This is a genomic window from Roseiarcus sp. (assembly GCF_049514155.1).
GTDB lineage: Bacteria > Pseudomonadota > Alphaproteobacteria > Rhizobiales > Beijerinckiaceae > Roseiarcus.
In genome coordinates, this window is sequence record NZ_JBEKVH010000004.1 from 54,447 (window position 1) to 78,469 (window position 24,023).

Genomic DNA, 24,023 nt, shown 5'->3' on the forward strand with positions numbered 1-24,023 from the left:
TGCTGTGGACCCAAGCCCTGACGCCGACGACGCTGCGCTCTTCGCCGCGCGGCTCTTTCCGCGCCGTTCGTTCACTCCGGCGGCGGCGCGCCGGCTGCTCGCAGCGACATTCGTCGCCAGCGCGCTGTTCAGCCTGCCGTTCTATCTCGCCGGGGCCTGGCCGATCGTCGGCTTTCTCGGCCTCGACGTCGCGCTGCTGGGACTCGCCTTCCGCATGAGCTTCCGCGCCGCCCGCGCCTATGAGGACTACCGTCTCACCTATCTCGAGCTCGAATTCGCCCGGGTGAGCGCGCGCGGCGCGCGGCGCGAATGGCGCTTCAATCCGGCCTGGGTGACGCTCGAGCGCGGCGAGACGGGACCGATGGCTGAACGGCTGGCGCTGCGCAGCCGCGGCCGCCGGCATGAGATCGCAACCTTCCTCGGCCCCGACGAAAAAGCGGCCTTCGCCGGCGATTTGACCCGCGCGCTGGTCGAAGCGCGGCGGGGGCGGCGGCGGTCCGAGGAATTCAGAACGCCGCCTGCCGTCTGATCAGCTCGTCGACGCGCTTGTTCTCTTCTGGCGTCAGGCTGGCGGTCGCGGCGTCGAGGTCGGGATCGTCGATGCCGGCCGCCTTGGCGAAGCGGTTCCAGGTCGCCGCCTCGACGAGGTCCTTCGGCACGCCGCGGCCGCTGGCGTAGAGATGCGCGAGGCGGTTTTCGGCGATCGGATTGTTGCGCGCTGCGGCCCGCAACAGCAGTTTCGCCGCGCCGGCTTCGTCCTTGGCGACGCCGACGCCGTTGAACAACATGATCGCGTACTCGACCTGGCCGGCGACGACGCCGGCGTCGGCGGCGCGCTTGAGCCAGCGCGCGCTTTCGCCGATGTCGAGCGGCACGCCTTTGCCCTCGCGCAGCAGCACCCCGTAGGAATAGGCGCCGTCGCCGTAGCCCGCCTCGGCGGCGCGGCGAAAATCGGCCGCGGCCGCCTTGAAGTCCGGGAAGCCGTTGGCGGCCTTGTCGCCGATCGCCATGACGCCGAGGTTGTAGAGCGCGCCCGGCTGGCCCTTCGCCGCCGCGATCTCGAATTGAGCCTTGGCCCCGGCGCGGTCCTCGGGGACGCCGTCGGCGCCGTTGAGCAGCAGCATGCCGAGCGCGAAAGCGGCCTCGCGGTCGCCGAGGCCGCTGGCGACGCGATACCAGCGCGCCGCCTCCGCCTCGTTGGGCGCGACGGCGTAGCCGTCGCGATAGATTTCGCCGATCAGGGTCATCGCCGCCGCGTCTTTGGGATTGTCGGCGACGCGCTTCAACGCCTCGCGCAACGCGGTAAGGAAATAGCCGCGCTGATAGTCGCCGAAGGCGGTGTCTGGCGGCGGGCCTTCCGCAGTCGGCGGGCCGGCCGGCGGCGTGAACGGCGGCGTGAACGTCTGCGCCGCGGCGGGCGCCGCCAGCGTGAGCCCGATCGCCAAGCCCAGCGCCGCGGCGAGCCTCATGCGCTCGCCTCCGCGCGCGCCGCCGCCGCCTTGCGCGCGGCGTCTTCGGCCGCGGCGATCGCCTGCTCGGCCGAGGGCGCCGACCATAGGGCGTCGCCGAGCGCGACGAAGTCGGCGCCGGCCGCCGCCAGCGCGGCGACATCGTCGAGCCGCGCCGCGTAGGCGACGCACGGCGTCTGGAAGATCTCAGCCCACCAGGCGACCCGCTCCACAGTTTCGGCGAGCGGCGGCGTCCATCCGTCGCGGCGCGGTTCGCCGAACATCACGTAGTCGACGTCCGCCTCGCCGGCGGTCATCGCGTCGTCGCGGCCGCGCAAAGCCCCGACGCCGACGATGCGCTCGGGATGCAGGCTCGCCAAGGCGTCGGAGAGCGGGTCGCCGACGCCACTAACATGCGCGCCGTCGGCGCCGACGCGCGCCGCCAGCCGCGGCTCGCCTTCGATCAGGATCGCCGCGTCGGCGCGCGCCGCCGCCTCGACCATGCGCTCGGCGATCCGCTTGGCGTCGCCCTGCGCCTCCGGCGCGATGCGCACCAGCGCGCTGGCCACGTCGCCCGCCGCCAGCGCGGCGGCGAACCGCGGCGCGAACGCGGCGAGGTCGGCAAGCCCGAGCGGCGGCGTGAGAAGATAGAGGCGGCAGGACGGAGCGACGGCCATGAAGGGCGGCTTTGACTTCGGCGGAGGGCGTTATGTGCCGAGCAATGCGGCCAAAAGTGCGGCGACGCAAGAGCCGGCGCAGCCCAAGCGGGCGCGGCCCGGTTGGGCGCGGCGCCTCAGCTGGCGAAAGCGGCCCGCAGGCGCTCGAATTGCTCGGCGACCGCCCCGCGCGGCGCCGGATGGGCGGCTTCGGCTTCGGCGAGGGCGCGGTCGAGATGAGCGACGCGCGCCTGCAGCCGCAGCGATTTGGCGCTGAACGCGCGCAACGCTTCGGGCAGTTGCTCGAACAGCTCGTCCGGGCAGGCGACGTTCTGTTCGGCGAGCCGGACGCGATGCTTCTCCGACTGCGCCTGAGCCGGGGACAGTTCGCCTTCGTTGACGGCGCGCTGCAGCAGCAGCCACGAGGCGACCTGCATCAGCCGGGTCGTCAGGCGCATGCTTTCGGTCGCATAGGCGAGCGCCGCAGCGCGTGGCAGGCTGCGCGATTCCTCGCGGCCCGGCCCGTCGAGATAGGCGGCGGTGTCCTCGACCAGGCTCATGCCTTCGCGGAACAGCGTCTTGAACGCCGCCGAGGCGGCGAGCTTGGGATAGAACAGAACCGTGTTGGCCGCGGCCTCGTCGAGCGCCGCGCTCTGCGCCGATCCGTCGCTACGCCCCATGACTCCCTCTCCCAAGCGTTCCTGACAAGCGGCCGGCGTGCCAATTCCGCACGCTTGCACGCCACGACTCGGCGCGCCGCAAGATTAACGCCGCAGACCGTCCGCCGGCTGTTTACCTTTCGCTAAGGTTAACGAAAGCTTAACCCGATCGGAGGGGAGAACGCAAAAAACAGCCGCCCGAAAGCGGCTGGGGAGGTCGGTAGGTTGGGAGGCGTCGAACAGGACCCAAGGAATGGATCGACTTCCTTCATAAATGATAATCGTTAACAATCCGTTAGTGTCCCGGCGGCGACGCGGCGTCCCGCGGCGAGACGGCCGGCCTCATGATTTGAAGAAAGCGGCCGCGGCGTTGCGCGTCGCCTCGCGGTGAGCGATGGCGCGCTCGAGCCGCTCGATCTCGAGCTTGAGCAGCACGATGCGCTCGGCGAGCTCAGGGGCCGAAAGGTCGTCGAGCGGCTGGCCGATCGCGTGGACCGGCGGCTTGGCGGGCGGGGCGCCGAAAACCTCGTCCTCGAACCCGGCCATGGCCCGCCCCTCTTCGTCCCGACCGCGCCCCTCGCGCGCAGCGCGCGCATCATAGGGCGGTTTCCGTCGCCGCCCAATCGGCGCGCCGGAAGGGGCAAACCTCGGCTTCGCCTGCGCCGGGAAAGGCGCGCGGCGCGGCGAGCGGATTTTCGATTTTCGGTGACACGGATTTTCGGTGACACGCTCGTGGACTGCGCCCCTCTGGCGAGACACGCCAATCGGGGGCGCGGCGTTTCGCCAGCGCCGTTCGCCGCGACTTCTCCCTATTGCGCCGCTCCGGCGATGAACCCCCCGCCGAGCACCCGCGCGCGCGGGTCGCAGGACGCGTAGAACACGCAGGCCTGGCCGGGCGAGACGCCGGATTCCGGGTCGTCGAACTCGACCGCGCCGCCTGGCAGTAGGCGCGCCGAGGTCGGCGGGCGGGTCGAGCGCACCCGCGCCGCGATCGCCAGGCCGTCGGCGGGGATGTCGGCGAGCGCGCCGTCGCCGATCCAGTTGACGTCGCGCAGGCGGATGCGATGGGTCTCGAGCGCCTGGCGCGGGCCGACGACGACGCGGGCGCGCTGAGCGTCGAGCGCGACGACATAGAGCGGCTCGGCGGCGGCGATGCCGAGGCCGCGGCGCTGGCCGATCGTGTAGTGCAGCACGCCGGCATGGCGGCCGAGCACGCGCCCGTCGACATGGACGATGTCGCCGGCTTCCGCCGCGCCCGGCAGCAGCCGCTCGATCATTTCGCTGTAATGGCCGGCGGGCACGAAGCAGATGTCCTGGCTGTCGGCCTTGTCGGCGACCGTCAGGCCGAATTCGCCGGCGAGCGCCCTGACCTGCGGCTTCGGCATCGCGCCGAGCGGAAAACGCAGCATCGCGAGCTGCTCGCGGGTGGTGGCGAAGAGGAAATAGCTCTGGTCGCGCTCGGGGTCGGCGGCGCGATAGAGCGCGCGGCCGCCGTGCCCATCGTCTTCCGACACGACATAGTGGCCGGTCGCCAGGATGTCGGCGCCGAGGTCCTTGGCCGCCTCGAACAGGTCGACGAATTTCATCGTCTGGTTGCAGGCGACGCAGGGCACTGGCGTTTCGCCCGAGACATAGGCGCGGGCGAAGGGCTCGATCACCTTCTGGCGGAACTGCGTCTCGTAATCGAGCACGTAATGGGGGATTCCGAGCCGGGCGGCGACGTCGCGCGCGTCGTGAATGTCCTGGCCGGCGCAGCAGGCGCCCTTGCGGTGGGTCGCCGCGCCATGGTCGTAGAGCTGCATCGTCACGCCGACGACTTCGTAGCCCTCGCGCGCCAGCAGCGCCGCCGCGACGCTCGAATCGACGCCGCCCGACATCGCGACGACGACGCGGGTGTCCCTGGGGGCCTTGGCCAGCCCGAGGCTGTTGAGCGGACGCGTCCACGCGTCCCGGGAAAGCGGCGGGGCCAACATCTTAAGGGTTCGAAGTCCGTGCGGAACTTAAGCGCCTTATAGCATTCGAGCGCCGGCGCGGCCCAGAAAAACGCGCCGCGACCCGCCGCCGTCCCGAAACAGGCTGAAAAACTCCGCAAGTTGAAACACTTTGTAAAGAACTTACTCGTGATGGGCTTAGGCAAATCTTAAGTGACGGCCATTAGATTTCAGTGCGTAAGGACTTGCGTTCGAGTGTGAGAGTGAAATGAGCGAAGCGCTTCGACCGAGGGTGAAATACGTCATCGGTCCGGACGGAAGCCCGCTGACGATCGCCGACCTTCCGCCGACGTCGACCAAGCGCTGGGTGATCCGGCGCAAGGCCGAAGTGGTCGCGGCTGTGCGTGGCGGCCTGATCTCGCTCGAGGAAGCGTGCTCGCGCTACACCCTGACCGTCGACGAGTTCCTGTCCTGGCAGGCCTCGATCGACCAGCACGGCCTCGCCGGCCTGCGCACGACCCGCATCCAGCAATATCGCCACTGAGCGATCACGCGCCTGACGAGTCGGCGCGCACCTCCTAGAACATTCTGCTTTCACGTCGATCCGCCGTCATGGCCGGGCTTGACCCGGCCATCCAAACAGTATCGGTCGGAGAATCGACGCAGGCCCTTCTGCGGCGGCCTTCCTCGCAGAGCGTCGCCGTTTGGATGGCCGGGTCGAGCCCGGCCATGACGCAAAGGGCGATTCCGATCAACCTCAATTCGCCCTAACCGAACTCTGAGGATAGCTGCGACCTGGCGGGGCGCGCCGCGTTGCGCGCCTGCGCCGGCGCAGCTATCTGTGAGCGCGCGCCGCGCCGCCGCCTGATTCGTCTGGAAAGGCTCGATGAACCGCCCAACCGTCCATGTCGTGGGCGCCGGCGTTTCGGGCTTAAGCGCCGCGGTCAGCCTCGCCGCGGCCGCCGAAGCCCAAATCGTCGTCCACGAGAGCGCCGCGATCGCCGGCGGCCGCCGCCGGCCGCTGTTCGACGAAGCGTCGCAGACGGCGTTCGACAGCGGCGCCGACTTCGTCCTGTCGAGCTGGACGAGCGCGCTGGCGCTGATCGAGGCGGTTGGCGCTCGCGCGCAATGGCGCGAGGCCGCGCCCGACGGAATCGCCTTCGCCGATCTGGCGACCGGCGAACGCTGGCGGCTGCGGCTCGGCCGCGGGCGCTTTCCGTGGCGGCTGCTCGACCCGCGCAATCGCCCGCCGGGCGTCGCGCTCAGCGACTTCTGGCCGGGCGCGCGGCTCGCCCGCGCTCCCGCCGCCGCGCGGCTCGTCGATTACGCGCCGCGCTTCGGCACGGCGGCCGAGCGGGTCTGGCGGCCGTTCGCGCTCGCCGCGCTCAACGCCGACCTCGAGCGCGCCTCGGCGCGGCTCGCCGGCGCGGCGCTCGCCGCCTCGCGCTGGGGCGGCGCGACGCTGCTCAAGCCCTCGCGCGGCTTGGCGCGCGGCCTGGTCGAGCCGGCGCTCAAGACTCTGGCGCGGTGCGGCGCGGCGACCCGTTTCGAGCGCAAGCTGGTCGGGCTCGCCTTCGCCGATGGGCGCGTCGCGGCGCTCGACTTCGTCCATGACCGCGTCGATCTTGCGCCCGGCGACGCGGTCATCCTGGCGACGCCGCCGCAGGAAGCGACGGCGTTGGCGCCGGGCCTCGCCGCGCCGCAGGACTTCGCCGCGGCGGTCCATGTTCATTTCGCCGCGCCCGCGGCGCGTGACGCGCCGCCGATCCTGGGCGTCGCCAACGGCGCGATCCATTGGCTGCTCAGCGGCGAAGACAGCATGACCGCGGTCGTCCGCGACGCCGGCGCGCTGATCGAGCGACCGCGCGACCAGCTTGCCGCCGCCGCTTGGCGCGACGTCGCGGCGCTGACCGGCCAGCGCGACGCCGTGCCCGCCTGGCGCGTGGTCAAGCGCAAGCGCGCCGCCTTCGCCGCGACGCCGGAGCAGGACGCGCTGCGGCCGGGCGGCGACACGCGCTGGTCCAACCTGTTCCTCGCCGGCGCCTATGTGCAGACCGGCCTGCCCGATTGCCTCGAAGGCTCGGCGCGCTCCGGCGCGATGGCCGCCGAGCGCGTGCGCGCCTGGCTCGCCTCGCGCTGAGCGGCTACGCCGCTTCGAGCAACAGCCGCATCGGGCTGCGGAAGGTCGACGACGGCATCCACGGCGGGTTGTCCTCAACGCGACGATACGCGGGGACGACCTTGTGGAACTCGTCCATCGCGATCGTCAGCGACAGCCGGGCGATGGTCGCGCCGAGGCAGGCGTGCACAGAGCCGCCGAAGCCGAGATGGCCGCGCGGCTTGCGCGCGAGGTCGTAGACGTCGGCGTTGGGATATTGGCGGTCGTCGCGATTGCCCGAGCCATAGGCGAGGCAGACGAAATCGCCGGCGCGCATGCGCTGGCCGTGCAACTCGACGTCCTGGGTCAGACAGCGGCGGAAGCGCTGCGCCGAGGTGTTGTAGCGCAGCGATTCCTCCATCGCGTCGGGCAGCAGCGCCGGATCGGCCACCAACGCGCGCCGCGCGTCGGCGAAATCGGCGAGGTTCAGTCCGAACATCGACATGAAGCCGCCGAGCGACTCGGTGCCGGCCATGATCAGCGTCGTCGTCGTCAGCAGCACCTCGCGCTCGTCGAGCTTGTCGCCTTCGATCTCGGCGAGCGAGAAATGCGAGATGAGGTCGTTCTGCGGATGGGCGCGCCGCTCGGCGATCACCTTCGCCGCATAGACCTGCATCCATTCGTAGGCGGCGATGTGTTCCGGCCCCTTGGCGCGGGTGACCGGGTCCGACTGCACCATCATCACTGCGTTCTTCCGCACCGTCGCCTCGTCGCCGAGCGGCAGGCCGAGCGCGGCGAACAGCACCCTGACTGTGAACTTGGAGCTGAAGTCGTCGATGAAATCGAACCGCTTGCGCCCGCGCAGGGCCTCAGCCGCTTCGCGCGCGATGTCGCGGATCGGTCCGGTCAGCGAGTCGAGGTTGCGCTTGACGAAGGCGTATTGGATCAGCGCGCGCAGGCGGTCGTGGCGCGGCGGGTCGGTGGTGCCGAGCGTCGCGCCGGCGCGGTTGGGCAATTCGGTCATCATGTTGCCCTTGGCCGAGGAGAAGCGCCCCCAATCGTTGAGCGCGGCGACGATGTCGGCGAAGCGCGAGAGGACCCACATGTTGGCCTCCTCGCTCCAGAAGCACGGGAACTCCTCGCGCAGCCGGCGGTAGGCCGGAAACGGATCGGCGTCGGTCTCGGGGGAAAACGGGTCGAAACGGAACATCGCAACCTCCCTGATGGCGGCCGTCTGCGCCGGCGTCTGTGGACGCGCGCGCGGGCCGCCTCGTTGGCTTCAGCTTGCCGCGCGGAACGCGGCGGGTCATTGGACGAAGGCGGTCAAATTCTGTACTTTTCCGGCAACTCACGCGGCGCATGACGGTCTCGGTCGCCATGGAAAAATCTATCAAAAAAAAGGGGCGCGACGCGGCAGGCGACGATATGACGCGCGCTGCGCCTGCATTTTCCCTTTATGGCGAGACGCCGGCCTCGCACGACGACGACTTCGTCCATATCGAGGAGATCGCCGCGCGCTCGCAGCGCTACGCTTGGGAAATCGGCCGCCACGTCCATCACGGCCTGTGCCAGATCCTCATGCTTTCGGCCGGCGAAGTCGCCTACCGGCTCGACGAAGACGCAGGTTCGAGCGAAGGCCCGTGCGCGCTGGTCGTGCCGCCGGCGACCGTGCACGCCTTCCGCTTCACCCCGGGCGCCGTCGGCCATGTGCTGACCTTCGCCGAGAGCCGGTTCGTCCACGGCGCGCCGGAGCGTCGCGCCTTGGTGGAGACGACGTTCGCGCGACCCGCCGCTTTGGCGCTTGATTCGGCCGATCCGGCCGCGGCGCGGCTGGCGCGCCTGATCGGGGAAATCGCCGTCGAGTTTCGCGAGCGCGGCGCGGGCTGGACGACCGCGGTCGAGGGGTTGACCGCGGCCGCCGTGGCGCTGACCGCGCGGCTGTTGGCGTCGGGCTCGCGAGGGCAGACGCGCGGCCGCGAGGCCGAGCTCTACGGCCGATTTCGCGCCCTGCTCGAGGCCGCCTACGCGGAGCATCGGCCGGTCGGCTGGTACGCTTCGGCGCTCGGCGTCTCCGAGAGCCGGCTCGACCGGGCCTCGCGCGCCGTCGCCGGCAAGTCGGCCCACGCGGCGACCCAGGACCGGCTGATGCTCGAGGCGCGCCGTCGTCTCGCCTATATCGCCGCGCCGGCGACGAAGATCGCCTACGAACTCGGCTTTGCCGACGCGGCCTATTTCTGGCGTTTCTTCCGCCGCCGCGCCGGCGTCACCCCGGCCGAATTCCGGCGCGAGGCGAGACGGCGGGCGGTCGAGGGCGACGGCGCGGCAAGGGTCTAAGCGACGCCGTCGGACGCGCGCAATTCCCTCAGCGATTGCGAGAGATCGCCGTTGAGATGTTTCAGCGACTCGACGAGCGCGCGACGCTGCTCGCCGCTCCAGCTTTCCAACAGCGTCTCGATGCGCTTCACGCGCATCGCGCTCGTCGCCGCGCACAAGGCCTCGCCCTTCGCCGTCGTCGCGACGAGATCGCTTCTGCCGTCGTCCGGGTCGGGCTTGCGTCGCGCCAGGCCGAGCTTCTCCAGCGCGCTCACTTGCCGGGCGATCGTCGAGTGATCGAGCAGGAGGACGTCGGCGAGATCACGGCTGCGGCGCGGGCCTTCGCTCAATGTCCTCAGCAGGAGGTGGTGCGATCGCTCCAGCGGATAGCGGCGCTGGCGGTAGATCGCCTCCATCGAGCGCGCCAGCAGAGCGAGCGCGAACTCCAGGTCCTTCGCCGCAGTCTTGGTTTCCATCCCGGCCTCCATCCGCTGTGGGCGGCTTGCGCAAGACGATTATATGTGTATCATACACCTACTTCCAACACTTGGCGACGGGGAAACGGTGTGGCGCAGCATGCCGAGACAGTGAGTTTTTTCGACCAGCCGCGGGCGGTTTGGGCGACCGGTTTCGCCTGCGTCGTCGGCTTCATGTCGATCGGCCTCGTCGATCCGATCCTGACCTCGATCGCCGCCGGCCTTCAGGCGACGCCGACCCAGGTCTCGCTGCTCTTTACCAGCTATTTCCTGGTGACCTCGCTGATGATGCTGGTGACCGGCTTCGTCTCGAGCCGGCTCGGCGGACGCCGCACGCTCATCCTCGGCGCCGCGCTGATCGTCGTCTTTTCGGCGCTCGCCGGCACGTCGAACTCGGTTTTCGAGCTGGTGCTGTTTCGTGGCGGCTGGGGTCTCGGCAACGCGTTCTTCGTCGTCACCGCGCTGGCGGTGCTGGTCGCCTCGTCGCGCCACGGCGTGAGTTCGGCGGTCCTCGTCTATGAGGCGGCGATGGGCCTCGGCCTGTCGGCCGGCCCGCTGGTCGGCGCGGCGCTCGGCGTCCATTCGTGGCGCTATCCGTTTTTCGGCACCGCGACCCTGATGGCGATCGGTCTCCTCGCGGTGGCGATGTTCCTGCCGCCGCAGCCGAAACCTGCCGTCAAGACCTCGCTGATCGCGCCGCTGCGCGCGCTCGGCCATCCCGGATTGTTCGCCGTGTCGGCGGCGGCGTTCTTCTACTACTACGCGTTCTTCACCGTGCTCGCCTTCGTCCCGTTTGTGCTGCAGATGTCGGCGCACGCGGTCGGCCTGATTTTCTTCGGTTGGGGCGTGCTGCTGGCGGCGTTCTCGGTCATCGTCACGCCGCGGCTTCAGGCGCGCTTCGGGGCGCTGCCGGTCGCCGGCGCGAGCCTTGTCGTCCTGGCGATCCTGCTCATCGTCATGGGCGTCGGCGCGAAACTGACGATCGCCGGCTGCGTAATGGCGAGCGGCGCCGTCATGGGCGTTTGCAACACGATCTTCACCGAAATGGCGATGGAAGTGTCCGACGCGCCGCGACCGGTCGCGTCCGCCGGCTACAATTTTCTGCGCTGGTTCGCCGGCGTGGTCGCGCCGTTCGTCGCGCCGACGCTTGCGGAGCATTTCGGCCCGCTGTCGGCCTTCGTCGTCGCCGCTGCGGCGGCGCTTGTCGCCCCGCTCATTCTGCTCGCGCGACGCAGCGCGCTCCGCATCGAAGGCCGCGTGGTCGCCGAGGCGTCGGCGCCGGCCATGACCGCAGCGCAGCCGTTGGTCGTCGCCGCGGTCGACGGCAGCGCCAGTGACGAGGCGGTTATCGAGCGCGCGATCGCAATTGCCGCGGCCGCGCAAGGTCGCGTCGCCGTCGCCCACGTCCAGGTTCTCGAGGTCGCCGGCGAAGACGCCGCCGATGACGAAACCGCCGAGCAGTCGGCGGCGATCGTCACGCGTTCGCTGCGTGCAGTCGAGGAGGCTGGCTTGCCCGCCGCTTCGATGCGGATCGAGGCGCCCGAGGGTCTCGCCGCCAAGGCGGTTGTCGAGCGCGCGCTCGCCCTCGGGGCGCGTACGCTTGTCGTCGGCGCGCCGCACGGCGACGCCGGCGACCGGGTGCACGGCAGTTTCGCCCGCGCCGCGCAGCGTGTGCCGCATGGCGGGCTGGAGGTCGTCGTCGCGCGCCAGGAACCGGCCGAAAACGCCACTCTGTAGACGCGCGCGGCGAGGCTCCGCCGCCACGCGTCATGGCCGGGCTTGAGCCGGCCATCCATGCGGCGACCTCAGCGAAAGGGTCGCCGTGGATGCGCCGCCGCTGATTCTTCGAGCGACAGTCTGGATGGCCGGGTCAAGCCCGGCCATGACAATCGTTTGGAGCAAATGCGGAATGGCTTACCGCATCGCCCTCTCGATCCGGTCGAGCGTGCGCATCGCCGGCAGGCACTGGGCGACCGAGGCGTTGGGCTCGCGCTGGTCGCGGATCGCGGCGACGAACTCGCGGTCGATCAGCTCGATGCCGTTCGACGACACGGCGACGCCGGCAAGGTCGATCTTCTTGTCCTCGCCGTCGTAGAGGTCGTCGTAGCGCGCGATATAGGTGCCGTTGTCGCAAATGTAGCGGAAGAACGTGCCGAGCGGCCCCTTGTTGTTGAACGACAGCGACAGCGTGCAGATCGCGCCCGACGGGACTTTCAGGCCGATCGACATGTCCATAGCGATGCCGAGCGTCGGGTGCTTGGGGCCCTGCAGGCCGAACGCCTCGGAGGCGACTTCGCCGCACTGGTGCTGGAAGAGATCGACGGTGTGGCAGGCGTGATGCCACAGCAGATGGTCGGTCCAGCTTCGCGGCTGGCCGAGCGCGTTGAGGTTGGTGCGGCGGAAGAAATAGGTCTGCACATCCATCTGCAGGATCTTCAGCTCGCCGGCGGCAATTCTGTTGTGAATCCACTGATGGCTGGGATTGAAGCGCCGCACGTGCCCGGCCATCGCGACGAGGCCGGTCTTCGCCTGCATGCGCACCAATTCCTCGCTGTCGGCGAGATTGTCGGCCATCGGAATTTCGACCAGCACATGCTTGCTCGCCTTCAGGCAGGCGATCGCCTGAACGGCGTGCATCTGGGTCGGCGTCGACAGAATGACCGCCTCGATCTCGGGGCGCGCCAGCGCTTGGTCGAGGCTCTTGTCGGCGTGCGGGATGGCGCGCTTGGCGGCGAGCGCCTCGATGTCGGCGGCCTTGCCGCCGACCACGCTGACGACCTCGACGCCGTCGATCGCGGCGAGCGCGTCGAGATGCTTGACGCCAAATGCGCCCGCGGCGCCAGCGACGCAAATCTTCATTTCGTCTCTCCGTGGGAATCGAGCGCCGCCAGAATCCGGTCGGCGAGATCGCGATAGTCCGAGGAATCGCCGTCGGCGGCGCGAAGCCTGAGCGCGCCGATGCGCTGCTGCCAAGCGACCGCGCCGCGCGACATCGCGCCGTCGAGGCCGAGTTCGTCGACGGTCAGCGCCGCCTCGCGCATTTCGGCGGCGCGGCGCACGCCGTGCGTCATCACCCGCTCCATCATATAGGCGACGCGTTTCTTCCAGTCGAAGCCGGGGAAGCTCTCGTCGAGCGAAGCGAGCACGACGGCGTCGACGCCCGCCGCGCGCCCGGCGAGCGCACACTCACACGCCAGCGCTTCGAGCCCCTTGATCATCACCGAACGGATCATCTTGACCGCCGACGACGAGCCGACCGGCCCTTCGTGAACCCTGGGCGCCATGTCGAGCGCACGCAGCGCCGCCGCCGCCGCCGCGGCGTGGGGACCGCTGATGAGCAGCGGCGCGCGGTGCAGGCGCGGGTGGACCGGCGACATGACGGCGACGTCGACATAGCGTCCGCCGGCCGCTTCGACTTGGCTTGCCGAGCGCGCCTTGGTCTGCGGCGCGCAGGAATTGCAGTCGAAGAAAAAAGCGTCGCGAGCGAGGCCGGGCAGGGCGGCGAGCGCCGCCGCTTCGGCCTGGTCGGCGGTGACGACGGAGAAGACCAGCGTCGCGCCGGCAAGCGCGGCCGGCGCGCTTGTCCCGCCCTCGACGCAGGCCGCGGCGTAATCGGCGCGTTTGGCGTCGCGCACGCGCGCGTCGGGCGAGTCGGTCTTGACGTCGTAGGCGACGACGCGCGCGGCGAACGCCGGTCGCGTCCGCCAGCCTTTGAGGAACGCCTGCGCCGCTTCGCCGAAGCCGAGAAAGGCGATGCGGTCGGCGCCGGCGGGCCCAGTCTCCATGCGTTCCCCCTTTGGCGCTGATTTCTAGCGGCGTGGCGCCTCGGGCGGCGAGGTCGAACGGCGTCGCCGGCCATTCGTTTTCCCTATAGCGCCCTCCGCGGCCTCGGCCTCGCGAGAGCTGCGCAGCAGCTCGAGCAGCAGCGCCTGGGTCGGCGTCGGCCGCCAGCCGCGGCGATAAGTGAGGCCGATGCGCCGCGTTCCGATCGGCACTTTGAATGACGCGAGCGCCAACAGGCCCTGGTCGAGCTCGATGTGGGCCTGGCGCGCCGAGAGCAGGGCGAGCCGGTCGCTGCCGGCGAGTAGGCCGCGCAGCAGCACCAGCGAGCTGGTCTCGACGAGGCCGCCCGGCATGCGCGCGACGTCCTCAGGCGGGAAGAGTCGGTCGAACACCGCGCGCGCCGGCGTCTCCTCGGCCGGCGCCGCCCAGGGATAGGCGATCAGGTCCGCGTGGGTCGCCGACGGCAGCAAGGTCAACGGATGGCCACGCCGCGCGACGATCGACAGCGGATCGTCGAACAGCGGCGCCTGGACGACGTCGTCGATCGGCGGCGGGTCGCGCAGCGCGCCGACCAGGAAATCGATCACGCCGTAGCGCAGCCGGCCGAGCAGCCCGTCGTAGGGCGCGGAGATCACCCGCACCCGCGCGCGGGGGCGTTCGCGCGAAAGCGCGTTGAGCGCGTCGGGCAGCAGCTTGGTGCGGGCGAACGGCATCGCGCCGACGACGATCTCGCCGGGATCGGCGTCGAGCCGTTCGCCGACTTCGGCGAAGCCTTGCAGCAGTTCGGAATGGGCGAGCGCGGCGTGGCGAGCGAAGATCGCCGCCGCCGGCGTCAGCTCGACGCCCTGGCGCGCAGCGACGAACAGCGTCGCGCCCATGACGCGCTCGAGATCGCGCGCGGCGCGGTGGATCGACGGCTGCGACAGCTTCAACTCGCGCGCCGCGAGGCTGAAATTGCGGTTGAACTGCATCGCCGCCAGCGCGCGCAATTGCGCGACGGTCAGCAGCCGCGCAAGGCGGGCGACGCCGTCGCCCGGGCGACGCGCGTCGGCGCCGAGCGCCTCGCGCGCGCCGGTCTCGATCAGCGCGAGGGCGCGCGCGACGCGATCGTGGAACAGTCGTCCGATCTCGGTCGGCCGCATGCCGTCGGCGCCGACGACGAACAGCTTGGCGCCCAGCCGCGCCTCGAGCTTGGCCAACGCCTGGGTGACCGCCGGCTGCGAAAGATGAATGCGCTCGGCGGCGCGCGTCGCGCCGCCGTGTTCGACCGCGGCGACGAAGGCGCGCAGGTGACGCAGGTTGGGGATGTCGGTCCACATGGCGCGGCGGCGGGCGGTTTGGCCACTCTTATAACAAAAACTTATGGCAGGGGAGGAATTCGAACTGGCCAGGTCGGGCCAGCCGGCGAATGATCGCGGCCCAAGATAAAATCGGCCGCCGCAGGGAGGACAATTGGCGATGACCAACAAGACCGCGCTGGTCATCAGCGCGCATGCCGCCGATTTCGTCTGGCGCGCCGGCGGGGCGATCGCCCTCCACCAGGCCAAGGGCTACGCGGTCACCGTCGTCTGCCTGTCCTACGGCGAGCGCGGCGAGAGCGCCAAGATCTGGAAAGAGCCGGGCGCCACCCTGGAGAAGGTCAAGACGGCGCGCCGCGTCGAGGCCGAGCAGGCCGCCAAGGCGCTCGACGTCCACGACATCCAGTTCTTCGACCTCGGCGACTATCCGCTGGAGATGGACAAGGACGCCAAGTTCCGCCTGGTCGACGTCATCCGCAAGGTCCAGCCGACCTTCATGATGAGCCACTCGCTGTGGGACCCCTACAACACCGACCATATGTTTGCGACCAAGGTCGCGCTCGAGTGCCGCATGATCGCCCAGGCCTGGGGCCACAACCCGCAGGAGAAGGCGCTCGGCGCGCCGCAGTTCTACCTGTTCGAGCCGCACCAGACCGAGCAGATGAACTGGAAGCCCGACGTCTTCCTCGACATCACCGAGGTCTGGGACAAGAAATACGCGGCCATCCAATGTATGGTCGGCCAGGAGCACCTCTGGACCTATTACACCAACCTCGCTGAGAATCGCGCCAACCATTTCAAGCGCAATTCCGGCGGCCAATCGGGCGGGCGCAACGCCAAATACGCCGAAGGCTTCCAGTCGATGTTCCCCCGCACCGTGGACGAACTCTAAATGAACGTTGTCGTCCAGACCATCGCTCGCGCCGCCGAGGATGTCGTCGCCGGACTCGCCGAATGCGGCGTCGCGACCGTGCATGAGGCGCAGGGGCGCATCGGCCTGCTCGCGCCCTACATGCGGCCGATCTATCCTGGCGCGCGCGTCGCCGCCTCGGCCGTCACGGTCTCGGTCGCGCCGGCCGACAACTGGATGATCCATGTCGCGGTCGAGCAGATGAAGGCGGGCGACGTCATGGTCGTCGCGCCGACCTCGCCCTCCGACGCCGGCTATTTCGGCGACCTGCTCGCCAGCTCGGTCAAGGCGCGCGGCGGAATCGGCCTCGTCATCGACGCCGGCGTGCGCGACGTGCGCGACCTGACCGAGATGGGCTTCCCGGTGTGGTCGAAATGCGTCTCGGCCCAGGGCACGGTCAAGGAGACGCTCGGTTCGGTCAACGTGCCGATCGTCTGCGCCGGCGCCTACGTCGAGCCGGGCGACGTGATCGTCGCCGACGACGACGGCGTCTGCGTCGTCAAGCGCGCCGACGCCGCCGACGTGCTGAGAAAGTCGCGCACGCGCGTCGCCAACGAAGAGGACAAGCGCAAGCGCCTGCAGGCCGGCGAACTCGGTCTCGACCTCTACAAGATGCGCGAGCGCCTCGCCGAGCGGGGACTGAAATATGTCTGAGCGGACGCCGATCTCGGCCCGCTGCATGTGGATGCGCGGCGGCACGTCGAAGGGCGGCTATTTCCTCGCCGAGGACCTGCCGCAGGACGCAGCGTCTCGCGACGCCTTCCTGCTCGACGTGATGGGCTCGCCCGACAAGCTGCAGATCGACGGCATGGGCGGCGCCGATCCGCTGACCTCCAAGGTCGCGGTCGTCTCGCGCTCGACCCGCCCCGGCGTCGACGTCGATTATCTCTTCCTGCAAGTGTTCGTCGACAAGCCGATCGTCACCGACGCGCAGAACTGCGGCAACATCCTCGCCGGCATCGGCCCGTTCGCGATCGAGCGCGGGCTGGTGAAGGCGACCGGCGACGAGACGCTCGTGACGATCTACATGGTCAACACCGGCCAGGTCGCCGTCGCGCGGGTCAGAACGCCGGGCGGCAAGCCGACCTATGCCGGTGAAGCGCGCATCGACGGCGTTCCGGGAACCGCGGCGCCGATCCCGATCGAGTTCCGCGACACCGCCGGTTCGAGCTGCGGCGCGCTGCTGCCGACCGGTCGCGCCGTCGACGTGATCGACGGCGTCGAGGCGACGCTGATCGACAACGGCATGCCGGTCGTCGTCATGCGCGCTTCCGATCTCGGCGTCAGCGGCTACGAAACGCGCGAAGAACTCGAAGCGAACGCGGCGCTGAAGGCGAAGCTCGAATCGATCCGGCTGAAGGCGGGGCCGTTGATGAACCTCGGCGACGTCGCCGACAAGTCGGTGCCGAAGATGTCGTTCGTCGCTGCGCCGAAGGCGGGCGGCGCGATCATGACCCGCACCTTCATCCCCCACCGCTGTCACGCCTCGATCGGCGTGCTCGGCGCGGTCTCGGTCGCCACCGCCTGCCTGCTCGCCGGCTCGCCCGCCAAGGCGCTCGCCGTCGCGCCCGAGGGCCGACGCAAGACGCTCGCGGTCGAGCACCCGACCGGCGAGATGACGGTCGTCGTCGATCTCGACGACGGCGGCGCGGTCACGTCGGCGGCGCTATTGCGCACCGCGCGCAAGCTGTTCGACGGAATCGTCTTCGGCCGCTGAGGAGAATGTTCGTGGACGCTGACTATATGCCGTTCAAGCCGAACCCGACGCGGCCGAGCTTTGTCCCGCCGCTGGGCGCGGTCGACGCGCATTGCCACGTCTTCGGTCCGGCCGGCGTCTTCCCTTACGCGCCGGAGCGCAAGTACACGCCCTGCGACGCGCCGAAGGAGAAGCTGTTCGCCTTACGCGATTTTCTTGGCTTCTCGCGCAACGTCATCGTCCAGGCGACCTGCCACGGCGCCGACAATCGCGCGCTCGTCGACGCGCTGAAGGCCGCAAACGGCCTCGCGCGCGGAATCGCCACGGTCAGGGCGACTGTCAGCGATGCGGAACTGAAGGCGCTCGACGAAGCCGGCGTGCGCGGCGTGCGCTTCAATTTCGTCAAACGGCTGGTCGACGCGACGCCGCGCGAGACCTATGTCTCGATCGCCGAACGCATCGCCAAGCTCGGCTGGCACATCGTCGTCTATTTCGAGGCGCACGAGCTCGCCGACCTCATCCCCTTCCTCAATTCGCTGCCGACGAAGATCGTCGTCGACCATATGGGCCGACCCGACTTCGCCAAGGGCGTCGATCATCCCGACTTCCGCCGCTTCGTCGATCTGATGGCCGCCAATCCGAGGATATGGAGCAAGGTCACCTGCCCGGAGCGGCTGTCGATCTCCGGCCCTCCCGCCTATGACGATTTCGTCCCGTTCGCCCGCGCTCTGGTCGAGTCCTTTCCCGACCGCGTGCTGTGGGGAACCGACTGGCCCCACCCCAACATGACGACCCACATGCCCGATGACGGCGATCTGACGAACATGATCCCGCGCATCGCCCCGACGCCCGACGAGCGGCAGGCGCTGCTGGTCGACAACCCGATGCGACTCTACTGGTCGCGATGAACGCCAATTCGGCGGGAGGACGTACGATGGCGACGCACGCACACGAACTGCATGAACTTCCCGACACCGTCATCTTCGACGGCCGCGAAGCGATGAAGGGCTACCCGCTCAACAAGATGTGCTACTCGTTCAACCGGGCCGACGCGCGCGAGGATTTCCGCCGCGACCCGGAAGCCTACATGACCCGGTTCGGCCTGACCGAGAAGCAGAAGGCCGCGGTGCGGGCGCGCAACGTCGCGCAGCTCATCGACGCCGGCGGCAACATCTATTATCTCGCCAAGCTCGCCGGCATCTTCGGCCTCGGCGTGCAGGATCTCGGCGCGCAACAGACCGGCATGACGGTCGAGGCCTTCAAGGACATGCTCAAGAAGCAGGGAGAATGACGCCATGGCTCGCATCATCGGAGGCCTGACCTCTTCGCATATTCCCGCCGTCGGCGCCGCCTACGCCAAGAAGCAGTTCGAGGATCCGTATTGGAAGCCGTTCTTCGAAGGCTATCCGCCGGTCCACAAATGGCTCGCCGAGCAGAAGCCTGACGTAGCGGTGGTCTTCTACAACGACCACGGCCTCAACTTCTTCCTCGACAAGATGCCGACCTTCGCCATCGGCGCGGCGTTCGAATACGAGAACCAGGACGAAGGCTGGGGCATCCCGGCGCTCGGCAAGTTCCGCGGCTATCCGGAACTCTCCTGGCGGATCATCGACGGCGTCGTCGCCGACGGTTTCGACGTCTGCTCATGCCAGGAGATGGCGGTCGACCACGGCTTCTCGGTGCCGGTGCAATTGTTCTGGGGCGACCAGACCAAGAACCCGATCAAGACCATCCCGATCTGCGTCAACACCGTGCAGCATCCGGTGCCGACGCCGATGCGCTGCTATCGTTTCGGCCAGGCGATCGGCCGCGCCATCGCCTCGTTCCCCGGCGCCGAGAAAGTCGTGATCCTCGGCACCGGCGGCATGTCGCATCAGCTCGACGGCAAGCGGGCGGGCTTCATCAACAAGAAGTTCGACCTCATGTGCATGGAGAAGATCGTCGACGATCCCGAAGAGCTGGCAAAGATCTCGACGGCCGACCTGATCCACGAAGCGGGCGCGCAGGGGCTGGAGTTCATTCTCTGGCTGGCGATGCGCGGCTGCCTGAACGGCAAGGTCAAGCGCCTGCACCAGAACTACCACATCCCGATTTCCAACACGGCGGCCGGCACGCTGCTGTTGGAGAACGCGGCCTAGGCGAGACCCTTCTCCCGCAAGCGGGAGAAGGTGGCGCGAAGCGCCGGATGAGGGCGCGTGCGGCGCGGGTTGTCCGCGTAGCGCGAGACTGTCGAGGCGGGAGAAGGCGGTTCTGGCGGCGCTCCCCTCATCCGTCGCCCCTGCGGGTCGACACCTTCTCCCGCGAGCGGGAGAAGGGCGCCGGCGCCTTACTGCTTGAACGTGTCGCAGGCGTCGACCTTTCCGCTCTGCAGGCCGACCGTCAACCATTTGACCCGCATCGCCGACGAGCCGTGGGTGAAACTGTCGGGCACGGCATAGCCGCGCGCCGCCGTCTGCAGCCGGTCGTCGCCGATCGCCCCTGCCGTCGCCACGGCCTTCTCGACGTCGCCGGGGTCGAGGAGCTTCCATTTCTGATTGGCGTTGGCGGCCCAGACGCCGGCGAGGCAGTCGGCCATCAGTTCGACCCTGACCGAGATCGCGTTTCGCGTCGTCTGGCTCGCGTTCTCCTTGGCCGCGTCGGTCTTGGCGAGGATTCCGAGCAGGTCCTGGACGTGGTGGCCGATCTCGTGGGCGATCACGTAGGCGTCGGCGAAATCGCCGCCGCCGCCGTATTTCGTCTCCATGTCGCGGAAGAACGACAGGTCGAGATAGACCTTCTTGTCGAGCGGACAGTAAAACGGCCCCATCGCCGCCTGGGCGCCGCCGCAGCCGGACTGGGTCGCGCCGTCATAGAGCACCAGCGTCGCCGGCTGGTAGCTGACGCCGGTCTGCGCCGGCAGGGCGTCCGCCCACACCGCCTCGGTCTCGCCGAGGACATGGCGAACGAACAGCTTCAGCTTGTCGTCGGCGCCGGGCGCGGCCGCCTGGCTCTGCGGCGCTTGCGCGCGCATGTCGGAGACGACTTCCGCGCCGCCGATCAGCATGCGCGGATCGATGCCGGTGAAGTAGCCGATGATAGTCAGGATCAGGATCGTTCCCAGGCCGAGGCCGCCCGTGCCGCCGAACCCGCCCAAGCCGCCGCCGCCGCCGCCGCGCCGATCCTCGACGTTGTCGGATAGGGGGGTGTTTTCCCATTCCATGACGCGCGCTCCCGGCCGTTTTCGCCCGCCCTCGCCGAACGCCCTCTAGCCGTTGGCGATCTGGCAGCTGACGCCGCTCACCTGCCTCGATATTGATCGTTTCTTCTTGCCGTCGACGGGGCTGATATAGTCGGTGCCGCCCGTCCGGTCGGTTCCTTGGAGAAATTCCCCTGTGCACGCGCTTGCGCCGGGCCCGACCGCAACTCTGATCTGTTGGGCGCCATGGTTGCCCCAGACGAGCGACGCGGCGAACCCGCGGTCTTGAAATTCGATCTTGACGATCTTGTAGACGCCGGACGCAGGGCCGGTCAGCAGCGATCCGTTGGCGTCGAATGTCTGCGCCGCCGAGAACGGGCGCCGGTCATTGATCGTGCGGTCGTAGCGCGTGGCGATTTGGCCGTCCGCGCCGAAGAGGAACCGCGCTTCGGTTTGCACCGTGTAGGGAGTCTCATCGCCAGAGGAAATATCCATTTCCCGGTCCGACTCCGACCAGCTGACGACGATGGTCTTGCCGACCAGCGCTTGGCGCACATCGGCGGCCGACGCCGGCGCGACGGCGAAGCAGGCGAACGCCGCGGCTAAAGTCAAGCGCTCCGACCAGCCCATCATGCAGGCGCCCCTTTTCGATGATGCGGCGACGGACGTTCGCCGCCGTTCGACCGCGCGAATGTGCGTGAATCATCGCCGGTCCGCAAGGTTGGCTGGAAGGCGAACGACCCGCATGCTTTCGAGTGCCGGCGCCGGACCGATCGGCGGCGAATCGGCCCCCTCCCGCGCCGCTCTGGTTACCGCTTTCTTAAGCGTTGGCGGTTTACGCTTGCGCCCGCATCGTCGAAGCGAGGCCCGCGCCGCCATGTCGCCCGTCTATTCGCTGGTCGTTCCGATCTACAACGAAGAGGCGGTCCTGCCGCTGCTGCTGCGCCGCCTCGACGCGTTGATGGACGCGCTCGACGCGCCGGCCGAGGCGATCCTGGTCGACGACGGCTCCGCCGACGCTTCGCCGATCGTGCTCGAAGCGAAGGCGCGCGGCGATTCGCGCTACCGCTTCATCCGCCTGTCGCGCAACTTCGGCCACCAGGTGGCGATCACCACCGGCATGGCGCGCGCCGCCGGCCGGGCGGTGATCGTCATGGACGCCGACCTGCAAGATCCGCCCGAGGTCGTGCTCGACATGGTCGCCAAATGGAAAGAGGGCGTCCAGGTCGTCTACGCCGAGCGGCTGACGCGCGAGGGCGAGAGCCGCTTCAAGCGCATGACCGCCGATCTGTTCTACCGCCTGCTCGGCGGCTTGAGCGAGGTCGACATTCCGCGCAACGTCGGCGACTTCCGCCTCGTCGACCGCCAGGCGCTCGACGCCTTTCTCGCCATGCCCGAGCGCGACCGCTTCGTGCGCGGCATGTTCGCCTGGATCGGCTTCCGCCAGGCGGTGGTGAAGTTCCATCGGCCGCCGCGCGCCGCCGGCGAGACCAAATACTCGCTCGCCAAAATGCTGCGGCTCGCCGCCAGCGGCGTCGTCTCGTTCTCCGACGCGCCGCTGCGCCTCGCTTTATGGGCGGGCCTGGCGATTTCGTCGCTGGCGATCCTCTATGGCCTGTGGGTCATCGCCATGTGGACGATGAACGCCGATTTCGCCCGCGGCTGGAGCTCGATCGCGGTGCTGGTGACCTTCCTCGGCGGCGCCAACATGCTGATGACCGGCGTGCTCGGCGTCTACGTCGGCCGCATCTATTCCGAGGTGAAGCGCCGCCCGCTCTATGTCGTCGAGCGCGAGGCGGGCTTCGCGGCGCCGGCGGCTGAGAGCGCCGGCCGCGGCGAAGCGGCGGCGCGGCGCGCCTGAAGGCGATGTCGGCCGCTCCCCCCGCCGCGCTTCCCCAGGCCCGCTGGCGCGCGCCAGCCAGCGGCCTGTCGGCGACGCTGGCGCCGATCGTCGTCATCGCCGTCGCTGCGATGCTGCTGCAATGGCGCTTCGGCCTGCTCGGCGACGTTTCGTGGCTGATCACCGTCGACGAGAAATGGCTCGACGGCGCGACCCCCTATCGCGACATCATCGAGATCAACCCGCCCGCGTCGCTGATGCTCTATGGACCGGCGGTGGCGCTGGCGCGCGTCCTCGGCGTCGCGCCCGAGTTCACCGTCGCCGCCTTCGGTTTCCTGTCGATCGCCGCCGGCCTCGGCCTCGCTGCGGCGATCCTCGCGCGCGCCGGCCTGATCGACCGCCTCGGCGCGCTCGGCGCGTCGGTCGCGCTCGTCGCCTTCGCCGTGCTGCCCGGCCAGTCGTTCGACGAGCGCGATCACCTGGCGGCGGTCTACGGCCTGCCGTTTCTCGCCGTCGCGGCGGCGCGGGCGGCGCGCGCACCCGTCGACCTGCGGCTCGCGCTTCTCGCCGGCCTCGGCGCCGGCCTGATGGGGGTCATCAAGCCGCCTTACGCGCTGGTCGCGCTCATCCTGCTGCCCTATCTCGTTCGCCGCGCCGGAATTGTCCCGCTGCTGAAAGCGGTCGAATATTACGTCGCGGCGGCGTTCGGCCTCGCCTATGTCGCGGCTGTCCCGCATGCGTTTCCTGACTACGTCGCCAACATCCTGCCGATCGGCCTCGACCTCTATGCGCCGATCCGCGAGCCGATCGCCTCTCTGCTCGCCGCGCCGGGGCCGCTCCTCGCCTTCGTCTTCGTCGTCTGCGCCTTGAGGCTCGCGCGCAACGATTCCGCTGAGCCGCTGGTCGCCATTCCCGCGCTCGCCGGCCTCGGCGCGCTCGCCGCCTATCTCGTCCAAGGCAAGGGTTGGCTCTACCAGGCCTATCCCGCGCTCGCCTTCTTCTCGCTCGCCGCCGGCGCGGCGCTCGCGCGCGCGCCCCAGCCAAGGTTGCGCGTGGCGCTCGGCGCGCTTGTTTTTCTCGCCGCGGGCCTGGGTCTCGTCGCGCTCGGCCGCTGGCCGCTGCCGCTCGCCTTTCTCGCCGCCGGGATTGGCGCGGCGCTCGCCTGGGGCCTCGAAGGGCGCAAGGGCGCCGCGCCGATCGCCGAAATGGGCGTCGCCGCCGCGCTCGGCGCCGCCTGCGGCCTGTTCGCCATGGACGGGATCGAGACGCCGGCGATCGCCCGCGCGCTCGCCTCGCTCGGGCCGCATCCGACGGTGGCGTCGCTCTCCGAGAGCCTCGCCTTCGGCCATCCGATGGTGCGCCGGATCGGCGGCGTCTGGGCGCAGAGCGTTCCCAGCCTGTGGATTACCGCCGCGGCCCGCCGACGCATCGACGAAAACCCTGGCGATCCGGCGCTCGCCGAACGCATGCGCGTCTATATCGACGCCGATCGCGACCGGCTGGTCGCCGACCTCGAGCGCAACCGCCCCGACGCGCTGCTGGTCGGACGGCTCGACACCCGATTCCACCAATGGGCGTGGAGCGACCCCGAGATCGCGGCGGCGCGGGCCGACTATCGCCTCTACGCTTCCGAGACCGATACCGGCTTTCCCGCCGAACTGTGGGTCCGCGCCGACCTCTTGGGGCTGCGCCCCACGCTCCCCGACCGGGAGGTTGGCAAGCCGTAACGCCATAGCCACA

General features: G+C 69.5%; 25 protein-coding genes. 13 read left to right on the forward strand and 12 right to left on the reverse strand.

What is annotated here, in order from left to right; genetic code table 11:
• Window positions 1-4: 4 nt before the first annotated feature.
• On the forward strand, window positions 5-529 hold the full coding sequence (locus ABSF49_RS01135) for a DUF2244 domain-containing protein (RefSeq protein WP_424110791.1): 525 nt from the start codon (window positions 5-7) through the stop codon (window positions 527-529).
• On the opposite strand, the gene ABSF49_RS01140 is transcribed toward ABSF49_RS01135, so the two are convergent.
• The 5 genes from ABSF49_RS01140 to mnmA all read right to left on the reverse strand — a co-directional run bounded on the left by ABSF49_RS01140 (window position 507) and on the right by mnmA (window position 4,736).
• On the reverse strand, window positions 507-1,469 hold the full coding sequence (locus ABSF49_RS01140) for a tetratricopeptide repeat protein (RefSeq protein ID WP_424110792.1): 963 nt from the start codon (window positions 1,467-1,469) through the stop codon (window positions 507-509). The two genes, ABSF49_RS01135 and ABSF49_RS01140, sit on opposite strands and share 23 nt — an antisense overlap.
• Window positions 1,466-2,125 carry a thiamine phosphate synthase gene (locus ABSF49_RS01145; protein WP_424110793.1) on the reverse strand — a complete coding sequence of 220 codons (660 nt, stop codon included), beginning with the start codon at window positions 2,123-2,125 and terminating at the stop codon, window positions 1,466-1,468. Before ABSF49_RS01145 ends, ABSF49_RS01140 begins: the two co-directional genes overlap by 4 nt.
• Window positions 2,126-2,241: 116 nt before the next feature.
• On the reverse strand, window positions 2,242-2,784 hold the full coding sequence (gene rcdA / locus ABSF49_RS01150) for a protease adaptor protein RcdA (protein ID WP_424110794.1): 543 nt from the start codon (window positions 2,782-2,784) through the stop codon (window positions 2,242-2,244).
• Window positions 2,785-3,105: 321 nt separating this feature from the next.
• Window positions 3,106-3,309, reverse strand: coding sequence for a DUF1192 domain-containing protein (locus ABSF49_RS01155; RefSeq protein WP_424110795.1), 204 nt, complete (start codon window positions 3,307-3,309; stop codon window positions 3,106-3,108).
• A gap of 263 nt (window positions 3,310-3,572) precedes the next feature.
• Complete coding sequence (gene mnmA, locus ABSF49_RS01160) at window positions 3,573-4,736, reverse strand: tRNA 2-thiouridine(34) synthase MnmA (RefSeq protein ID WP_424110796.1); 1,164 nt, start codon at window positions 4,734-4,736, stop codon at window positions 3,573-3,575.
• Between the two features lie 226 nt (window positions 4,737-4,962).
• Here mnmA and sciP point away from each other — a divergent pair, with 226 nt between their 5' ends.
• Together sciP and ABSF49_RS01170 are read left to right on the forward strand one after the other, a co-directional pair.
• Window positions 4,963-5,238 (forward strand): CtrA inhibitor SciP, encoded by a 276-nt coding sequence (gene sciP / locus ABSF49_RS01165; RefSeq protein ID WP_424110797.1) that lies wholly within the window; start codon window positions 4,963-4,965, stop codon window positions 5,236-5,238.
• 342 nt (window positions 5,239-5,580) lie between these two features.
• Window positions 5,581-6,834 (forward strand): FAD-dependent oxidoreductase, encoded by a 1,254-nt coding sequence (locus tag ABSF49_RS01170; RefSeq protein ID WP_424110798.1) that lies wholly within the window; start codon window positions 5,581-5,583, stop codon window positions 6,832-6,834.
• Window positions 6,835-6,838: 4 nt separating this feature from the next.
• On the opposite strand, the gene ABSF49_RS01175 is transcribed toward ABSF49_RS01170, so the two are convergent.
• A complete protein-coding gene (locus ABSF49_RS01175) occupies window positions 6,839-8,002 on the reverse strand; it encodes a cytochrome P450 (RefSeq protein ID WP_424110799.1) in 1,164 nt (387 codons plus the stop codon).
• 215 nt (window positions 8,003-8,217) lie between these two features.
• On the opposite strand from ABSF49_RS01175, the gene ABSF49_RS01180 reads away from it, so the two are divergent.
• Window positions 8,218-9,126 carry a helix-turn-helix domain-containing protein gene (locus ABSF49_RS01180; protein ID WP_424110800.1) on the forward strand — a complete coding sequence of 303 codons (909 nt, stop codon included), beginning with the start codon at window positions 8,218-8,220 and terminating at the stop codon, window positions 9,124-9,126.
• Here ABSF49_RS01180 and ABSF49_RS01185 read toward each other — a convergent pair.
• Window positions 9,123-9,581, reverse strand: coding sequence for a MarR family winged helix-turn-helix transcriptional regulator (locus ABSF49_RS01185; protein WP_424110801.1), 459 nt, complete (start codon window positions 9,579-9,581; stop codon window positions 9,123-9,125). The two genes, ABSF49_RS01180 and ABSF49_RS01185, sit on opposite strands and share 4 nt — an antisense overlap.
• A gap of 90 nt (window positions 9,582-9,671) precedes the next feature.
• Between ABSF49_RS01185 and ABSF49_RS01190 the strand changes: the two genes are divergently transcribed.
• A complete protein-coding gene (locus ABSF49_RS01190; protein WP_424110802.1) occupies window positions 9,672-11,318 on the forward strand; it encodes an MFS transporter in 1,647 nt (548 codons plus the stop codon).
• A gap of 177 nt (window positions 11,319-11,495) precedes the next feature.
• Here the strand turns inward: ABSF49_RS01190 and ABSF49_RS01195 are convergent, their stop codons facing one another.
• From ABSF49_RS01195 to ABSF49_RS01205, 3 genes are read right to left on the reverse strand one after another with little or no spacing between them, the layout of a single operon-like run.
• Complete coding sequence (locus ABSF49_RS01195; RefSeq protein ID WP_424110803.1) at window positions 11,496-12,440, reverse strand: Gfo/Idh/MocA family oxidoreductase; 945 nt, start codon at window positions 12,438-12,440, stop codon at window positions 11,496-11,498.
• Window positions 12,437-13,366, reverse strand: a complete 930-nt coding sequence (locus ABSF49_RS01200) for an NAD(P)-dependent oxidoreductase (RefSeq protein WP_424110804.1) — start codon at window positions 13,364-13,366, stop codon at window positions 12,437-12,439. Before ABSF49_RS01200 ends, ABSF49_RS01195 begins: the two co-directional genes overlap by 4 nt.
• Window positions 13,367-13,390: 24 nt before the next feature.
• A complete protein-coding gene (locus ABSF49_RS01205) occupies window positions 13,391-14,683 on the reverse strand; it encodes a LysR family transcriptional regulator (protein ID WP_424110805.1) in 1,293 nt (430 codons plus the stop codon).
• A gap of 139 nt (window positions 14,684-14,822) precedes the next feature.
• Here ABSF49_RS01205 and ABSF49_RS01210 point away from each other — a divergent pair, with 139 nt between their 5' ends.
• The 6 genes from ABSF49_RS01210 to ABSF49_RS01235 are packed head-to-tail and all read left to right on the forward strand — an operon-like array spanning window position 14,823 to window position 19,406.
• The gene (locus ABSF49_RS01210; protein ID WP_424110806.1) at window positions 14,823-15,554 is read left to right on the forward strand and encodes a PIG-L deacetylase family protein; all 732 of its coding nucleotides are present in this window, start codon (window positions 14,823-14,825) and stop codon (window positions 15,552-15,554) included.
• The gene (locus tag ABSF49_RS01215; RefSeq protein ID WP_424110807.1) at window positions 15,555-16,226 is read left to right on the forward strand and encodes a 4-carboxy-4-hydroxy-2-oxoadipate aldolase/oxaloacetate decarboxylase; all 672 of its coding nucleotides are present in this window, start codon (window positions 15,555-15,557) and stop codon (window positions 16,224-16,226) included.
• Window positions 16,219-17,289, forward strand: a complete 1,071-nt coding sequence (locus tag ABSF49_RS01220) for a 4-oxalomesaconate tautomerase (RefSeq protein ID WP_424110808.1) — start codon at window positions 16,219-16,221, stop codon at window positions 17,287-17,289. Before ABSF49_RS01215 ends, ABSF49_RS01220 begins: the two co-directional genes overlap by 8 nt.
• 26 nt (window positions 17,290-17,315) lie before the next feature.
• Window positions 17,316-18,176, forward strand: coding sequence for an amidohydrolase family protein (locus tag ABSF49_RS01225; RefSeq protein ID WP_424110820.1), 861 nt, complete (start codon window positions 17,316-17,318; stop codon window positions 18,174-18,176).
• Window positions 18,177-18,202: 26 nt separating this feature from the next.
• Entirely contained in the window at window positions 18,203-18,559 is a 357-nt protein-coding gene (locus tag ABSF49_RS01230; RefSeq protein WP_424110809.1) for a protocatechuate 4,5-dioxygenase subunit alpha, read from the forward strand.
• A 4-nt stretch (window positions 18,560-18,563) separates the two neighbouring features.
• The gene (locus tag ABSF49_RS01235; protein WP_424110810.1) at window positions 18,564-19,406 is read left to right on the forward strand and encodes a class III extradiol dioxygenase family protein; all 843 of its coding nucleotides are present in this window, start codon (window positions 18,564-18,566) and stop codon (window positions 19,404-19,406) included.
• Window positions 19,407-19,594: 188 nt separating this feature from the next.
• Here ABSF49_RS01235 and ypfJ read toward each other — a convergent pair whose 3' ends face one another.
• Complete coding sequence (gene ypfJ / locus ABSF49_RS01240; protein ID WP_424110811.1) at window positions 19,595-20,467, reverse strand: KPN_02809 family neutral zinc metallopeptidase; 873 nt, start codon at window positions 20,465-20,467, stop codon at window positions 19,595-19,597.
• Between the two features lie 45 nt (window positions 20,468-20,512).
• Window positions 20,513-20,998 (reverse strand): hypothetical protein, encoded by a 486-nt coding sequence (locus ABSF49_RS01245; RefSeq protein WP_424110812.1) that lies wholly within the window; start codon window positions 20,996-20,998, stop codon window positions 20,513-20,515.
• Between the two features lie 322 nt (window positions 20,999-21,320).
• Here ABSF49_RS01245 and ABSF49_RS01250 point away from each other — a divergent pair, with 322 nt between their 5' ends.
• On the forward strand, window positions 21,321-22,304 hold the full coding sequence (locus tag ABSF49_RS01250) for a glycosyltransferase family 2 protein (protein WP_424110813.1): 984 nt from the start codon (window positions 21,321-21,323) through the stop codon (window positions 22,302-22,304).
• 5 nt (window positions 22,305-22,309) lie between these two features.
• The gene (locus ABSF49_RS01255) at window positions 22,310-24,010 is read left to right on the forward strand and encodes a hypothetical protein (RefSeq protein WP_424110814.1); all 1,701 of its coding nucleotides are present in this window, start codon (window positions 22,310-22,312) and stop codon (window positions 24,008-24,010) included.
• The last annotated feature ends 13 nt before the right edge of the window (window positions 24,011-24,023 follow it).

Coding starts and splice junctions, on each gene's coding strand:
- ABSF49_RS01155 (WP_424110795.1), bottom strand. CDS start 3,309: ATGGCCGGGTTCGAGGACGAGGTTTTCGGCGCCCCGCCCGCCAAGCCG.
- ABSF49_RS01215 (WP_424110807.1), top strand. CDS start 15,555: ATGAACGTTGTCGTCCAGACCATCGCTCGCGCCGCCGAGGATGTCGTC.
- ABSF49_RS01220 (WP_424110808.1), top strand. CDS start 16,219: ATGTCTGAGCGGACGCCGATCTCGGCCCGCTGCATGTGGATGCGCGGC.
- ABSF49_RS01200 (WP_424110804.1), bottom strand. CDS start 13,366: ATGGAGACTGGGCCCGCCGGCGCCGACCGCATCGCCTTTCTCGGCTTC.
- sciP (WP_424110797.1), top strand. CDS start 4,963: ATGAGCGAAGCGCTTCGACCGAGGGTGAAATACGTCATCGGTCCGGAC.
- ABSF49_RS01225 (WP_424110820.1), top strand. CDS start 17,316: ATGCCGTTCAAGCCGAACCCGACGCGGCCGAGCTTTGTCCCGCCGCTG.
- ABSF49_RS01170 (WP_424110798.1), top strand. CDS start 5,581: ATGAACCGCCCAACCGTCCATGTCGTGGGCGCCGGCGTTTCGGGCTTA.
- ABSF49_RS01255 (WP_424110814.1), top strand. CDS start 22,310: ATGTCGGCCGCTCCCCCCGCCGCGCTTCCCCAGGCCCGCTGGCGCGCG.
- ABSF49_RS01145 (WP_424110793.1), bottom strand. CDS start 2,125: ATGGCCGTCGCTCCGTCCTGCCGCCTCTATCTTCTCACGCCGCCGCTC.
- ABSF49_RS01140 (WP_424110792.1), bottom strand. CDS start 1,469: ATGAGGCTCGCCGCGGCGCTGGGCTTGGCGATCGGGCTCACGCTGGCG.
- ypfJ (WP_424110811.1), bottom strand. CDS start 20,467: ATGGAATGGGAAAACACCCCCCTATCCGACAACGTCGAGGATCGGCGC.
- mnmA (WP_424110796.1), bottom strand. CDS start 4,736: ATGTTGGCCCCGCCGCTTTCCCGGGACGCGTGGACGCGTCCGCTCAAC.
- ABSF49_RS01235 (WP_424110810.1), top strand. CDS start 18,564: ATGGCTCGCATCATCGGAGGCCTGACCTCTTCGCATATTCCCGCCGTC.
- ABSF49_RS01250 (WP_424110813.1), top strand. CDS start 21,321: ATGTCGCCCGTCTATTCGCTGGTCGTTCCGATCTACAACGAAGAGGCG.
- ABSF49_RS01180 (WP_424110800.1), top strand. CDS start 8,218: ATGACGCGCGCTGCGCCTGCATTTTCCCTTTATGGCGAGACGCCGGCC.
- ABSF49_RS01195 (WP_424110803.1), bottom strand. CDS start 12,440: ATGAAGATTTGCGTCGCTGGCGCCGCGGGCGCATTTGGCGTCAAGCAT.
- ABSF49_RS01185 (WP_424110801.1), bottom strand. CDS start 9,581: ATGGAAACCAAGACTGCGGCGAAGGACCTGGAGTTCGCGCTCGCTCTG.
- ABSF49_RS01205 (WP_424110805.1), bottom strand. CDS start 14,683: ATGTGGACCGACATCCCCAACCTGCGTCACCTGCGCGCCTTCGTCGCC.
- ABSF49_RS01230 (WP_424110809.1), top strand. CDS start 18,203: ATGGCGACGCACGCACACGAACTGCATGAACTTCCCGACACCGTCATC.
- rcdA (WP_424110794.1), bottom strand. CDS start 2,784: ATGGGGCGTAGCGACGGATCGGCGCAGAGCGCGGCGCTCGACGAGGCC.
- ABSF49_RS01175 (WP_424110799.1), bottom strand. CDS start 8,002: ATGTTCCGTTTCGACCCGTTTTCCCCCGAGACCGACGCCGATCCGTTT.
- ABSF49_RS01210 (WP_424110806.1), top strand. CDS start 14,823: ATGACCAACAAGACCGCGCTGGTCATCAGCGCGCATGCCGCCGATTTC.